The organism is Vicinamibacterales bacterium (genome assembly GCA_041659285.1).
Taxonomy (GTDB): Bacteria; Acidobacteriota; Vicinamibacteria; order Vicinamibacterales; family UBA2999; genus 12-FULL-67-14b.
Genome location: JBAZYO010000025.1, coordinates 1 through 14187 on the forward strand (window position 1 = coordinate 1; position 14187 = coordinate 14187).

At 67.5% G+C, this 14187-nt stretch carries 14 protein-coding genes; 9 read left to right on the forward strand and 5 right to left on the reverse strand.

Features of this window, described 5'->3' with window-relative positions:
* The coding region (locus tag WC815_23505) for a hypothetical protein (protein ID MFA5911757.1) at positions 1–249 on the reverse strand (249 nt) is incomplete at its 3' end.
* 149 nt (positions 250–398) lie between these two features.
* Between WC815_23505 and WC815_23510 the strand changes: the two genes are divergently transcribed.
* The 6 genes from WC815_23510 to WC815_23535 all read left to right on the forward strand — a co-directional run bounded on the left by WC815_23510 (position 399) and on the right by WC815_23535 (position 6165).
* The gene (locus tag WC815_23510; protein ID MFA5911758.1) at positions 399–593 is read left to right on the forward strand and encodes a hypothetical protein; all 195 of its coding nucleotides are present in this window, start codon (positions 399–401) and stop codon (positions 591–593) included.
* A complete protein-coding gene (locus WC815_23515; protein MFA5911759.1) occupies positions 590–1060 on the forward strand; it encodes a hypothetical protein in 471 nt (156 codons plus the stop codon). Before WC815_23510 ends, WC815_23515 begins: the two co-directional genes overlap by 4 nt.
* A gap of 49 nt (positions 1061–1109) precedes the next feature.
* Entirely contained in the window at positions 1110–1661 is a 552-nt protein-coding gene (locus tag WC815_23520; protein ID MFA5911760.1) for a Uma2 family endonuclease, read from the forward strand.
* 123 nt (positions 1662–1784) lie between these two features.
* A complete protein-coding gene (locus tag WC815_23525) occupies positions 1785–4136 on the forward strand; it encodes a homoserine dehydrogenase (GenBank protein ID MFA5911761.1) in 2352 nt (783 codons plus the stop codon).
* Positions 4137–4198: 62 nt separating this feature from the next.
* Entirely contained in the window at positions 4199–5503 is a 1305-nt protein-coding gene (locus tag WC815_23530; GenBank protein ID MFA5911762.1) for a PLP-dependent transferase, read from the forward strand.
* A complete protein-coding gene (locus WC815_23535) occupies positions 5503–6165 on the forward strand; it encodes a methyltransferase domain-containing protein (GenBank protein ID MFA5911763.1) in 663 nt (220 codons plus the stop codon). The genes WC815_23530 and WC815_23535 overlap by 1 nt, the downstream gene beginning before the upstream one ends.
* A 62-nt stretch (positions 6166–6227) precedes the next feature.
* Here the strand turns inward: WC815_23535 and WC815_23540 are convergent, their stop codons facing one another.
* From WC815_23540 to WC815_23550, 3 genes are read right to left on the reverse strand one after another with little or no spacing between them, the layout of a single operon-like run.
* A complete protein-coding gene (locus tag WC815_23540; GenBank protein ID MFA5911764.1) occupies positions 6228–7295 on the reverse strand; it encodes a hypothetical protein in 1068 nt (355 codons plus the stop codon).
* Positions 7295–8521 carry a 4-hydroxy-3-methylbut-2-enyl diphosphate reductase gene (locus WC815_23545; protein ID MFA5911765.1) on the reverse strand — a complete coding sequence of 409 codons (1227 nt, stop codon included), beginning with the start codon at positions 8519–8521 and terminating at the stop codon, positions 7295–7297. Before WC815_23545 ends, WC815_23540 begins: the two co-directional genes overlap by 1 nt.
* 48 nt (positions 8522–8569) lie before the next feature.
* Complete coding sequence (locus tag WC815_23550; GenBank protein ID MFA5911766.1) at positions 8570–8914, reverse strand: helix-turn-helix domain-containing protein; 345 nt, start codon at positions 8912–8914, stop codon at positions 8570–8572.
* Positions 8915–8983: 69 nt separating this feature from the next.
* On the opposite strand from WC815_23550, the gene WC815_23555 reads away from it, so the two are divergent.
* From WC815_23555 to WC815_23565, 3 genes are read left to right on the forward strand one after another with little or no spacing between them, the layout of a single operon-like run.
* The gene (locus tag WC815_23555) at positions 8984–11179 is read left to right on the forward strand and encodes a DUF5916 domain-containing protein (GenBank protein MFA5911767.1); all 2196 of its coding nucleotides are present in this window, start codon (positions 8984–8986) and stop codon (positions 11177–11179) included.
* Between the two features lie 9 nt (positions 11180–11188).
* A complete protein-coding gene (locus WC815_23560; protein MFA5911768.1) occupies positions 11189–12058 on the forward strand; it encodes a hypothetical protein in 870 nt (289 codons plus the stop codon).
* 59 nt (positions 12059–12117) lie between these two features.
* Positions 12118–12783 carry a hypothetical protein gene (locus WC815_23565; protein MFA5911769.1) on the forward strand — a complete coding sequence of 222 codons (666 nt, stop codon included), beginning with the start codon at positions 12118–12120 and terminating at the stop codon, positions 12781–12783.
* A gap of 18 nt (positions 12784–12801) precedes the next feature.
* On the opposite strand, the gene WC815_23570 is transcribed toward WC815_23565, so the two are convergent.
* Entirely contained in the window at positions 12802–14127 is a 1326-nt protein-coding gene (locus WC815_23570) for a hypothetical protein (protein MFA5911770.1), read from the reverse strand.
* Positions 14128–14187 lie beyond the last annotated feature (60 nt).

The following is a 14187-nucleotide window of genomic DNA, read 5'->3' on the forward strand; positions in this document are numbered from 1 at the left end:
CTCCAGGCCAATCGTCACGTGGCGCAGTTCGTCCAGCACGCTGCGTGAGTCGGGATGCGGCTTCCATCCGAGCTTGTCGTCGGGGAACTGCGTGTCTTTCGCCATCGTCAGGATCTTGTTGTGCACGTTCTTCCACGAGTTCACGATCGTGGACTCGTAGGTCGCGGGGGGACGCGGGGCCTGCGCCATCGCGGCGCTGGATACCAGGAGACACGCCGCCAGCAGGGTCATTACCGGAATTCGCTTCATACCACCTCCAAAGTTACCGACCGGACGATTCTAGGCCGGGTCGGGTCCCGGCGCCGTGCGCGTCCGAGGATTACGCGGGCCGAACAATGTGACGGCCGGCAAGTATAGCGCTGGCACGCGTCTCGCATAGCTCCCCTGATGGAGGAATCATGCGATTCATCAATATGTACCTCGTCGGTTACTTCATCCTGATTGTCGGCCTCAGCCTGGGGCTGTGGCAGTCGGGTGTGCTCGGCAGCATCGCGCCGATCTGGATAGGAATTGGCGCCATTGTCGCCGTGGGCATCGGGATCATGATGGCGGTGTCGTCCGGCAAGCCCGCGGGCACAGCGGGAGCCCAGTGACCCGGGTGCGGCCGTGGAAGGCCGCGTGCGCGGTGGCGGCGATCGTGTCGGTGCTGGGCGGCTTCGCCGCACCCACTGTCGTGGCTGCCCCTGACGAGCAGGGCAACAAGAAGCCCGCTAAGGCCCAGAAAGACAACAAAGGGCGCGATAACGACGCGAACATCGTCGTGACCATCGACATGGATGGGCATCGGCGGGTGGTGCGCGAGTACGTCACTCGCGGGAACCTCCCTCCCGGCCTGGCCAAGCGGGAAGCGCTCCCTCCAGGATTGAGCAAGCAGTTGCGCGAAAAGGGCACCCTGCCTCCAGGGCTGCGCGCCCACCTGGTCCCGGTTCCCGCGGCGTGGAACAGCCGGCTGCCCGGCATTCCGGTCTACTACACGCGGTATTTCGTGGGCCGCGATCTCATCATCATCGACACGCGCAGCGACCTGATCGTGTCGCTCATCCGGGACCTGCTGGACTAGGCTCTTGACCCCCGGCTCTCGACGATGGCATCGTCGTCGAGAGGGACCCATGGTGATGATTCCTGGATTGCGGCAGTCGGTGAACGAATACCTGGCGGGCATCGAGGACCTCACGCGGCAGGAGCTGGTGTGGGGCGCAGTAGTGCAGGAACCATCTCCGTGGTTGCAGCACCAGGGCATCGTCACGCGCGCGGTCGTCCTCCTGGATCAGCACGTGCGCGAGCGGCGCGCAGGGCTGGTGTGCGTCTCGCCGATCGACGTCGTGCTCGACGAAGCGAGAGCGCTCGTGCTGCAGCCAGACGTGGTCTTTGTCTCCCACGAACGGGCCGGCATCCTCCGCAACCAGGTATGGGGCGCGCCGGATCTGGTGGTCGAAGTTGAATCGCCCGGCACGCGCCGCCGCGATCGCACGCTCAAGCTGCGGTGGTACCGGCAGTACGGGGTCCGGGAGTACTGGCTGATTGATCCGCAAGAAGCCGTGGTGACGGTGATGGCTCTCGACGGTGAGCGGGTGCGCCGGCGCCGGTTCCGGGGCCACCGCCGCCTGGTGTCGCCCCTGTTGCCCGGGTTCCACGAAACCGCCGCCACCTTCTTCGAATAAGGGCCTGACCCCAATCATCCCTCGGCCGACGGGCCGGTAGCCGAATCCCGCTCGGACTGTTGATATACATCCACGTATGTGGATGCGTTTGTATCAAACTCGTTTTCGAGGCACAATGCCGCGATGGCAACCCTGGCGGCCACCGACCTGCGTCCGCGCCGGCTGGTCATCGAGCACCTTTCCATCACCATTGAAGGCCGCGCCCTCGAGGACGTGCAGCTGGGCGGCTGGGTCTACGGCCCCGAGCTCGGCACCGCCCCGGTCGTGGTCATCGTCGGGGGCATCACCGCGTCGCCGTTTCCCTTCGGGGATGGGCAATCCGAAAGCGACGATGCGCGCGCGGCGTGGTGGCCGTCGCTCTGCGCGCCCGACCTGATCGATCCCGCGAAGCACACGGTGCTCTGCCCGTCGTGGCCCGGCAACGGCTCCACGTGGAAGGGCTTCGACGACCCGGGCGCGATGGAATCCCTCTCGATCGCCGGCCTGGCTGACCTGGTGGCGGCGTGGCTGGACGGCTGCGGCTGTTCCACGCCCGTGACCTGGGTGGGCGCCAGCCTTGGCGGCATGGTCGGCGTCGCGTTCGCTGCCCGTCATGCGGAACGCTGCGCGAAGCTGATTGCGATTTCCGGTGGCCTGCGCCCGGATGGCTGGGGCACCGCGACCCGCCACCTGCAGCGCGAGCTCGTGCGCGACGGGCTGCGCAACGGCGACGTCGCCACCGGCATGAGCCGCGCGCGGCAGCTCGGCATGCTCACCTATCGCGGCCGCGACGAGCTGGACACCCGCTTCGGCAAGCTGCTGCCCGGCCTCGATCGGCCGCCGGTCGCGGAGTACCTGGACCATCACGGCCAGCGGTTCGCGGAGCGCTTTCCGGTCAAGACCTTCCTGATGCTGAGCGAAGCCATCGACCGCGGCTGGCTTTCGGATCCGCAGGCCGTGCGCGAGGCCATCCAGCAGGTGAGCGCGGAAACCATCGTCGTCGGCGTGCCCGGCGACATGCTGTTTCCGTGGGCCTTGCAGGTGGAGCTGCATCGGGCGCTGCAGGCGGCGGGCGCCGACTCATCGCTGTGGAAACTGGAGTCAGTGTTCGGCCACGACGCCTTCCTGGCGGACCAGGACAAGCTCGCCGATGTCTTGCGCGGGGCGCAAGCGTTTGGCGGCGAGTTGCGGCAGGCGGCGCGCCCACGGTTCGAGGGCGTCGGCGTCGAGCCGGTCCGCGAGATCCGCATCGGCCTGGTCGGTTGCGGCACCGTCGGCCTCGGCGTGCTCGAGATGATCGAGCGCCAGAGGGAGGCAGTCGCCGAACGTTACGGCGTCAAGTTCCGGGTGTCGCGGATCGCGGTCCGCGACGTCACCAAGGACCGTGGCCCGCGCGCGGCCGGCATCCCGATCAGCGATCGGCCGCTCGAACTGGTGAGCGATCCGGAAGTGGACGTCGTGGTGGAGGTGGCTGGAGGCATGGCCGTGGAGCCGATCCTCCGCGCCGCGCTGGCCACCGGCAAGCCCGTGGTCACCGCCAACAAGGCGCTGCTCGCGTCGAAGCTCGCGGAGCTGGGCGTGCTGGCGCAGCGCACCGAGACGCCGCTCTACTGCGAAGCCGCCGCGGCGGCGGCCATTCCCATCGTGCGGCACCTCAGTCATCGCGCCGACGAAGTGGACAGCCTGTGGGGCATCGTCAACGCGACCTGCAACTTCGTGATGACGCGGCTCGAGCAGGGCGACCTCACGCTGGCCGAGGCGGTCGCGGAAGCGCAGCGGCTCGGGTTTGCCGAGGCGCAGCCGGATGACGACCTCGACGGCAAGGACGCGGCGGCGAAGCTGTCGATCCTCGCCTACCGCGCCTTCGGCGCGTGGGTGCGTCCCGACGGGTTCCTGGTCCGCGGCATCCGCGACATCGATCCGGCCGACTGCGACCTCGCCGAGTCGATGGGCTTCCGCATCCGGCAAATCGCGCGCGCCGTGCGCATCAACGGCGCGCTCGACATGGCGGTGGAGCCCCTGCTGCTCCCCACCTGGCACCTGCTGGCGTCGGTCGAAGAGGAATACAACGCGGTCTACCTGCGCTGCGTGTCGTCGGGCGACCTCAGCCTGTTCGGCAAGGGCGCCGGCGCCCTGCCCACGGCCACGGCCATCCTCGGCGACTTGATCGACCTCGCGCAAGACAACTCGGTCCGCTGGCCGGTGCCCCGCACGCTCGCGGTGGCGCGTGACGGCTCGGCGGTGTTGCCGGCGCCGCGGCGTCACTATCTGCGGATCACCGGCCAGCCGCATCCGGGGCTCGAGCGCAAGTTCGAGGGCCTGGTCCGCCGGCACGGGCTGTCGGTGCAGAATCGCGCGACCCGCGGTGAAGCGGATCGCGTGCACATTGCCTTCATGATTTCCGCCAGTTCCGACACCCAGATTGCCGCCGTCACCGCGGCCGTGGATCGCCTGGCTCGCGTCGAGCAGCGCCTTTGCCTCGGGGTGATGGATTGACGGCGATCGCTGATTGGCTCGACCCCGGTTCATGTCCGTCGCAGCGTCCGCCTCTCGACAGGATGGGCGAGGCGACTCGATCGATCCATGACGCGATCGATGCGCACGCGCGGCGCACGGGCATTCCATATCTCCATCCGGACGAGCCGACCGTGCAACTGGACCTGCTCGGCTCGGCGCAGGTCGTGGAGTGGCAGGAAGGCAAGGCCGCGTTCCTGTTCGCCAGCGAAGGCTGCTGGTCGGAGCTGCCCCACCTCTACGCCCGCTACGGGACCACGGCGACGACGGCGCTGATTACCAAGCTGAAGGCGATGGAGCACGCCACCAGCGCGCTGGTCTGCGATTCGGGCATGCAGGCGACGGCGCTCGCCTTCGACGTGCTCATGGAACCAGGCGGCCACGCCGTGCTCATGCGGCAGGTCTACAACAAGACGCGCAGCTACCTGGAATGGCTGGCCGCCCGCACCGGCGGGTCGATCACCGTCGTTGACGATGGGGACGCCGCGGCGCTGGCGGCGGCCATCACGCCGGCCACCCGCTTTGTGTTTGCCGAGACGTTCACCAACCCGTTGGTACGCGCCCAGGACTTCGACCTGCTCCGCGCGGTGATGGCGGCGGCGAAAGAGCGGGCGCCCGGCATCCGGCTGGTCCTCGACACCACCATCGCCTCGCCGTGGGCGTTCAAGGTGCCGCCCCTCCACAACGGCGTCGACATCGTCCTGGCCAGCGGCACCAAGTCGCTGGGCGGCAACGATCGCGACATGTGGGGCTACCTCGCCACCAACGACTCGCAGTTCGCCAACGGCGTGATGGACCTGATGGCGATGCGCGGCGGCATTCTCGACTGGCGGCGGGCCACTGCCATCCTGTCGGCGTTCGACGGCGCCGAGGCGGCGCACGCGCGGCGCTCGGCCTCGGCGTCGAAGGTCGCGGCGTTCCTCGCCGCTCATCCGAAAGTCAGCGAGGTCTTTCATCCGTCGCTGCCGGCGCACGTGGACGCGGCGGCCATCGCCAGGCATTACACGCGGCCGGGATCGCTGCTGTCGTTCAGGGTGACAGACGCCGACGAGGACCGCACCAGGCACCTGGCCGACGTGTTGGCGACCTGCGTGATCGTCCGGTATGCTCTCTCGTTCGACGGGTTGGCCACCAAGGTCAACCATCACCGCACGGTGTCGGAGTACTTCACCAAGGTTGAACAATTGCAGCGCAACGGGTTCGATCGCCTGATCCGGCTCGCGGTGGGCATGGAGGACGCGGACGACGTGATCGCCGCCCTCAACTGGACGCTGCATCATGGCGATGCCGTGAGCGTGGATGACATCAACGCCTGGCAGCAACAGCGCGCCGGCGCATTAGGAGTGTGATGGGCGCAGCCGCACACCTCGGCATCAAGCTCGACGAATACGACGCGGTCATCCGCACGTTGATTCCCCACTACGAGGAGCTGATCGCGGCCGCCGGCGACGCGGTTGGCGCCCTGGCTGGCACCGCGCCCGTCGTGGTCGATCTGGGCACCGGCTCCGGCGCGCTGGCGCAGCAGATTCTGAAGGCCCGCCCGAAGGCCCGGTTGATCGGCATCGACGAAGACGCCGGCATGCTGGCGATGGCCGGGAAGCGGCTGCGCGGGCGCATCGAAACGATCGCCGGCAATTTCGAGCGGACCGCCATTCCCCGTTGCGACGTGATCTCGGCCTCGTTCGCGCTCCATCACATTCGAACCGGGCGGCGGAAGGCGGCGATGTACCGGCAATGCTTCCAGGCCCTCAGACCCGGCGGGATGCTGGTGAGCGCGGACTGCTGCCTGGCCTCGGCCAAGGGGTTGCAGCACCGCGATCGCGCGGCCTGGCTGGCGCACCTGCAGGAGCGCTACTCGCGCGCCAGGTCGGAAGGCTACCTGCGCGCGTGGGCGAAGGAGGACGTCTACTTCACGCTGGATCGCGAGGTGGACCTGATGACGGCGGCGGGGTTCCGCGTCGAGGTTGCGTTCCGCAAGACGTGCTTCGCGGTGGTGGTGGGGCTGAAGTAGATCGGCGGGAAGGTCCGGCTAAAGCCGGACGCCACATGATGTGGTGTCCGCCTTTAGGCGGACTAAGAAAACTGCGTGACGACGACGTCGATGTGGCGTTCCTGCTTTTCAGCCGGCTGCCACTGGACGAGGATCGGACTCTGGTAGGTGCCCCGCAGCACCCGCGGCCGCCCCGTGTCGGGGTCGGTGCCGGCCAGGAAGCTGACCCGCCGCGAGCGCACGAAGCGGCGCGCCGGCAGCGACATCACCTTCGCCATCAGGCGTTCGAACGATCCGGCATCGAGCCGCAGCGCTTCCATCAGTGAATTCAGCACGCGGACCGCGTCGTACTTGGCGTAGTTGAGGGTCTTGCCGGGAATCGAGAACGGATCCGCCACCATGTGGCTGGCCTTGGCCCGGGCAAAACGGAACGGGTCGCGCAGCACATCGACCAGGTCGTGCTGCATCAGCAGTGTCTCGTACTCGTTCACTGTGATGCCGACGTTGCGCTCCGACGGGTCGATCACCAGGTCAACGCGGGCGCGGTCGATGCCGACCTGGGCCACCAGCTCGTTGATGCGCTCGAGCACGCCCAGCCTCGGGTCGGCCAGGTTGACCGAGTCAATCGGGTGTTTCGACACCGGGATGCTGATGGTCGTGCGGGCGACCACGTTCTCGTGGTCGTAGGCCACGACCGTGGTCTTGCGCTGGCGCATCGAAGCCTCGCACTTGCCGTCGAGCTCGATGAAGTAGACCGGTGAGTGGGGCCGCGTGCGGTAGGTCACGCAGTTGCGCATGCCGGCGCCGATGAAGGTCAGGTGCGAGTCGCCGTTGCGCGGCTCGACCACCTTCTGTTCCTCGGTCAGCTCGGAGCGGAGCTCCATCTGGTCGTGCCGGTACTCGCCGCCCTGCGGAAACAGCGCGTGAAAGGCGCTGAAGAACTGCGACAGCAGGTCGTGGCGATGGTGCAGGCGCACCGACAGGCTCTGATCAAGATAGCCCGCGGTGGTATGGAACGAGGTGTAGAACGCGCGCCGGTGGCGGCGCAGCAGGTCCCCCGCCTCCTGGTTGATGCGGGAATTGACGTCGATGGCCTCGAAGCGCCGCTGCGGCGCCAGGGTCAACGTGAGTTCGGTCGGGTGTGTGCTCATCAGCTAGTCTGCACGCCGGCGGCGGCCCCACTCGAGGCCGTCAGGTCGGCTGCCGTGCATCCCCGTAGCGCAAGGATGCGTTCCAGCACCTCGCCGACCACGCTGTCCGGGGTCGACGCGCCCGCCGTGATCCCGATCGTCCTGGGACCCGCGGGCAGCCAGCCGTCGGTGCGGCTCTCAACAGCCGCGCCGACCAGCCGGTGGCGGATGGAAGTTTCCTCGATGCAAGTTGGATTGTCGATATAAAACGTGGTCACCCGCGGCGCGCACATGCGCGCCAGCGCCTGGGTGTTGCTGCTGTTGTAGCCGCCAATCACGATCATCAGGTCCAGTCCGCCGTCCCGCAACATGTCGAGCACGGCGTCCTGGCGCTCCTGCGTGGCGGAGCAAATGGTGTCGAAGGCGCGGAAGCAGCCTTCGATGTCGGTGGCGCCCTCGCGCTCGACGATGGCACGGCGCAGGACCTCTTGCACCTTCAGCGTCTCGGTCATCAACATCGTGGTCTGGTTGGCGAGGCCCATGCGCCGCAAGTCGCGCGCGGGATCGAAGCCGGGGCTGGCGGCATCGCCGAACTCCGCCATCAACTCGGCCGCGGTGCGACGCCCCAGGATGTATTCGCAAAGCCGCTCGGTCTCGGCCACGTCGCGCACGCACAGATACTGGCCGCCCGGATGCGTGAGGGCCTGCGACGCGGTGGCGCGCGTCTCTTCGTGGTGGTGCTTGCCGTGAATGATCACGGTGTAGCCGTCGCGGGCGTAGAAGTGGACCTTCTTCCAAACGTTGAGCACGCTGCCGCAGGTGGTGTCCACCAGCACGCAGTTCTTCGCCTTGAGGTGATTGAGCTCGGGCACGCTCACCCCGAACGCCGGCAGGATCACCACGTCGGCGGCCGACACCTCGCGGAACCGCGCCGCCGGGTCGAGCGAGTCTTCGAGAATCTCGATCCCCATGCCGCGAATTCGCTGGTTCACATCCGGGTTGTGGATGATCTCGCCCGACAGGAACACGCGGCGGTCGGGAAATTGCCGGCGCGTCTGGTAGGCATAATCCACGGCGCGATCGACGCCGTAACAAAACCCGAACTCGCGGGCGAGTTCGATCCGCAGACCTCCGGCCAGCGCCTGGTACCCGAGCGCCTTGAGCCGATCGATGACCGGGCTGCGATAGGTACGCGCGAGAACGGGTCCGACCTCGGATTTCAGGCCGAAACCCTTCTGAAAGTACATCTGCGTCACGTCTTGTAAGTATAACCGACGGTGGGACTTGGGCCCAACCTAGGGGATCCTGGCGGGCATCGGCGGCGGGGTGCGGCCGCCGGCGTGGCGCACGCCCCACTCGACCATCGCCCGCATCACCGGACGCAGGTCCTCGCCCTTCGCGGTCAGCTGGTATTCGACGCGCGGGGGATGCTGGCTGTAGCGATGCGCCTTGATGATGCCGGCGGCCGCCAGCCGCCTCAGCCGCTCGGCCAGGATGTTGGTGGGGATGCCTTCCGGCGACGCGAGGAACTCGGCGTAGCGCTTCTTGCCGCGCATGACGTCGCGGACCACCAGCAGCGACCACTTGTCGCCCAGGACATCGAGGGTGCACGCCACCGGACAGCGGGAGCGCTGGGGCATTGGCCGGCAGTGTAACGCCGATGCCGAGTCACTTGCAAATTGCAAGTGACTACCGGTAGCATTCCCGCCATGCTCCGTCGCATCGTCGTCGCCGTCCTCCTCGCCGTGCCGGCTCCGGCGCTCGCCCAGGCCCCTCCCCCCACCGTCCGCGCCCATCGCGTCACCGATCCGATGCGCGTGGACGGCAAGCTGGATGAAGGCGTCTACGCGAGCACGCCGGCCATCACCAACTTCGTGCAGCAGGAACCGGACGAGTTCAAGCCCGCCACCGAAAAGACCGAGGCGTGGATCTTCTTCGACGACGACCACGTCTACGTCTCGGCGCGCAACTGGGAAAGCGCACCCGGGCGCCGCGTCGCGAACGAGATGCGGCGCGACACCAGCCAGTTGCGGCAGAACGACACCTTCGCGGTGCTGTTCGACACCTTCCACGACCGGCGCAACGGCTACATCTTCTACGCCAACGCCATCGGCGGCCTCTCCGACAGCCAGATCACCGACGAAGGCCCGCCCAACACCGACTGGAACACCGTGTGGGACGTGCGGACCGGTGAGTTCGACGGCGGCTGGACCATCGAGATGGCCATTCCCTTCAAGTCGCTGCGCTACCAGCCCGGCGCCGATCAGGCCTGGGGCATCAACCTCCGCCGCGTCGTTCGCTGGAAGAACGAGTGGTCGTACCTGGCGCAGGTGCCGCGCGCGCTGACCACGTTCCGCGGCATCCTCAAGGTGTCGTCGGCCGGCACGCTCGAAGGGCTGCAGGTGCCGTCGGGCAGCCGCAACCTGGAGTTCAAGCCGTTCACGCTCACCGGCATTGCCACCGACAACACCGTGTCGCCGGCCGTGTCGAACGACGCCAACCTCCGCGTCGGCGGCGACATGAAGTACGGCATCACCCAGAACATCACCGCCGACCTCACCGTGAACACCGACTTCTCGCAGGTGGAGGTGGACGAGCAGCAGGTGAACCTGACGCGCTTCAACCTGTTCTTCCCGGAGAAGCGCGATTTCTTTCTCGAAGGCCTCGGCACGTTCGCGTTTGCCGGGCGGGCCAGCGCCGGCCTGGCGGCGGGCACCGGCGACACGCCCTACCTGTTCTTCAGCCGCCGCATCGGCCTGGATCAGTCGCGGGTGATCCCGCTGCGCGTCGGCGGCCGGGTCAGCGGCAAGGCCGGCCAGTTCACCTTCGGCGCCATCAACGTCCAGACCGGCGACGACGAGAAGGCCCGTGTCGAGTCCGCCAACTTCACGGTGCTCCGCGCCAAGCGCGACATCCTGCGCCGCAGCAGCATCGGCGGCATGTTCACGCACCGCAGCGCCACGCCGGGGCGCGCCGGCTCCAACGATGGCTACGGCCTCGACGCGGCGCTGTCGTTTCGCCAGAACCTCCGCTTCGACGCCTACCTCGCCGGCACCAGGACCGAGGGGCGCGAGGGCAACAACCTCAGCTACCGCGGCTTCTTCGACTACAACGCCGACAAGTTCGGCGTTCAGGCGGAACGCCTGGTGGTGGAGCCGAACTTCCTCCCGGAAATCGGGTTCGTGCGCCGCACCGACATCCGCCGCAACTACGGCCTGCTCCGCTTCAGCCCCCGTCCCCGCCGGCTGCGGAACGTCCGCCGCATGACGACGCAGGCGAGCCTGAACTACACGACCAACAACCAGGATCGCCTGGACACGCGCGAGGCGGTCGGCAAGTTCGACACCGAGTTCACCAACAGCGATGTCGCCAGCTTCACCTACACCGACAGCCTCGAGCGGCTGGTCCGCCCGTTCGCCATCTCGCCGGGAGTGACGCTGCCGGTCGGCAGCTACACCTTTCACACCACGCGCATCGGCTACGTCGCCGGCCAGCAGCGCAAGGTCTCGGGCGAGATCGTCTACGAGACGGGCCCGTTCTATAACGGCGACCGCCACACCATTTCGCTGAACGGCGCGCGCATGCAGGTCACGCCGCAGATGTCGCTCGAGCCGAGCCTGTCGATCAACTGGGTGGATCTGGTCCAGGGCTCCTTCACCGCCAAGGTCGTGCGGACCCGCGCGACCTATACCATCACGCCGCGGATGTTCGTGAGCGGCATCGTCCAGTTCAACTCGGCGGGCACCTCGGTCGGCAGCAACGTCCGCTTCCGGTGGGAGTACCGGCCCGGCAGCGAGCTGTTCGTGGTCTACACCGACGACTTCGACACCGAGCCGCGACCCAACGTCGTCTCGCTCCGCAACCGGGCGTTCGTCGTGAAGTTCAACAGGCTGTTCCGGCTGTAAACTTCACAGGTGACTGTCGTCTTCGCCACGTGCGCCCAGCAGCCGTTCATCACGGCTGACGACCAACTGCTGGCCGACGCCCTGACGGCGCTCGGCTACCCGGTTGAGCCCGAACCGTGGACCGAGATCGATCCGGCCACGAGCCTTGGCGCCGAACCGGTGATTCTGCGGTCCACCTGGGACTACCACCGCATGCCGACGATGTTCGCGGCGTGGCTGGAGGCGATTGGCGACTCAGGACGGATGATCCTGAATCCCGCCGATGTGGCCCGCGGCAACATCGACAAGATTTACCTGCAAGGCCTCGCCGCGGCCGGCGTCGCCATTCCGGCGAGCCGGTGGATCGAGCAGCCCGACGCGGCCGCGCTGGCGGCGGTGTTGCGGGAAGAGGGCTGGAAGCAGGCAGTGCTCAAGCCGCGAATCGCCGCGACGGCACACGGGACGTTCCTGATCTCCCATGACTCCCTGCCGTCAGAGGACGACCTGGCGCCGGCGCGGGCATCGGGCGCGCTGGTCCAGGAATTCGTGCCGGAGATCCAGAGCCGCGGTGAGATCTCGATGGTCTATGCAGGCGGGAGCTTCAGCCACGCCGTAGCGAAACGGGGGAAGGACGGCGACTTCCGCGTCCAGAAGGATTTTGGCGGTGCGGTGGAAGCAATCACGCCGTCGCGCGATGTCCTCGCCCTTGGCGTTGCGGTGATGGCCCACGTGCCGGCGTCGTGCCTCTACGCGCGGGTCGATGTGGTCGAAAGCGCCCGCGGGCCGCTGTTGATGGAACTGGAGCTGATCGAACCGGAGCTGTACTTCAGCATCGTGCCCGGATCAGCGGAACGGATGGCACACGCGGTCGTGGATCGCCTGACCGGGCTTCTGGGGTAATCTGCGTCATCTGTGGCCCTGGTCGGTCGTCTGCGGCCCTGGTTTGATAGGCTCCACCTGTGTTCATTGGCCACTACGCGCTCGCGTTCGGCGCCAAACGCTACGCACCGGCGGTGTCGCTCGGCACGCTGTTCCTTGCCTGCCAGTTCGCGGACCTGCTCTGGCCCACGCTGGTCGTGCTCGGCATCGAGCGCGTCGAGGTCGATCCCGGCAACACGGCGATGACGCCGCTCAATTTCGTCAGTTACCCTTACTCGCACAGCCTGGTGATGCTGGTGGTGTGGTCAGCGCTGTTCGCGCTGGCCTATCGAGCGATCAAGGGCTGGCGGCCCAACGCCATCGCGGCGGTGGCGACACTGGTGTTCAGCCACTTCGCCCTCGACTTCGCGACCCATCGGCCCGACCTGCCGATTACGCTGACCGGAGCCCGCCGCGTCGGCCTCGGGCTGTGGAATGCGCCGATGGCGGCGCTGTCGATTGAACTGGCGATGTTTGCCACCGGCGCGGCGGTGTACTTGATGGTCACCCGCGCGCGCGACCGCATCGGCTCGATCGGCCTGTGGGCGTTGATCGCGTTCCTGTCAGCTGTCTACTTCGCCGCGATCTTCGGCCCACCGCCGCCCAGCGCGGCGGCGGTCGCGGGCGCCGGCCACGCCTCGTGGCTGTTCGTGGCGTGGGCATACTGGGTCGATCGCCACCGGGAAGCCACCCTTAGGCACCGTTAGGCACCTCAGGCACCTTCCCTACGGCTTCGCGTGCTCGAGGATGAGCCCCACCGCCGTCGCGCGCTTGAAGCCCTTCCAGTAGGTGTGCGTCGGCAGGGGCTTGCCGTCGCGATCCATCGCGTAGACACCGTCCTTGCCGTTCGGCACCACCTCGAAATACGCCTGCTTGTCCTGCTCGCTTTTCAGGTAGAGGCCGAAGTACGCGGTCGCGAAGTGGTGAAAGATGTTGTTCATCCGCGCGGTGTCCCACACGGCGTCGGCATAATGTGAGAACGCCGACGAGGGCGGTGTCCCGGTCGTGCGGTAAGTCTCGACCGGCGCCGCCATTGGCGCCGCGGCGTTGTGGTTGGCGTTGACGAACGTCAGCAGATAGCGGTCGGCGTTCACCGCGCCCTGGTAGATCGCCCGCGTCCCCTTCTCGTATCCCGACACGTCATCCGCACTCCCGGCGACGAACAGCACCGGCGTGCGAATGCCCTTCAGGCCCTCGACGTCCCAGTAGCCGCCCTGCATGCCCCACGGCCCGATCGCAATCGCCGCCTTGATCCGCGCGTCGCGCGTCTTCTGGTAGGCGGGGTTGGAGGCGGCGCGATCCGCCAGCAGCTTGTTGGGCGGCGCCTGGGCGCCGGCGACACTGCCATCGCTGTAGCCGCCGCCGATGACGTTGACCACGCCGTAGCCGCCCATCGAGTAACCGATGATGCCGGTGCGGCTGGCATCGACGAGACCGGCCAGAAAGCTGCCGGAGCCCGCCTTGCCCAGCCGATCGATCTCGTTCAGCACGAACACCTGATCGAACGAGCGGTTGTAGAGCGTGCTGCCGAACGCCTTTTGATCGTCGTAGGTGCTGTCTTTGTGATCGATCGAGACCGTGACGAAGCCCTTGCTGGCCAGGTTCTCGCCGACGTGGCTCATCAGGTAGCGATTGCCGGGATAGCCGTGCGAAATCACGACCAGCGGAAATGCGCCGCCCGCGATCCGCGGCGCCGCGTCGCGGACCGCCTTGCCGTGGACGGTCGCGGTAATGGCGGGGTCGCGGGTGATCACGCGGTATTCGCCGCCGGGTTGCTGGCCGGCCGCCAGCGCCGCCGGATACCAGACCTCGAGCGTCAGCGTGCGGTCGTAACGCGCAACCGGGCCGCCGTCCTTGGTGTTGAGAATGTCGGGCCGGTTCCGGTCGGTCACCTGGATGGTCCGCACGCCGATGGTGTGCGCGCCATAGGGCGCCAGCTCGGGCGCCGACGGCGTCACCGTATCGAAACGGTTCTGCTGCGCGGCCCCGCCGATGGCGCCCAGCGCGACCAGCATCACGATGCCGATTGAAGTCCTTGAACTCTGCGTCATCTGCGTCATCCGCCTCCGCGCTCCGCGCTTCGGCGGACAAGTCTGCGGCCCTGGTGTCTG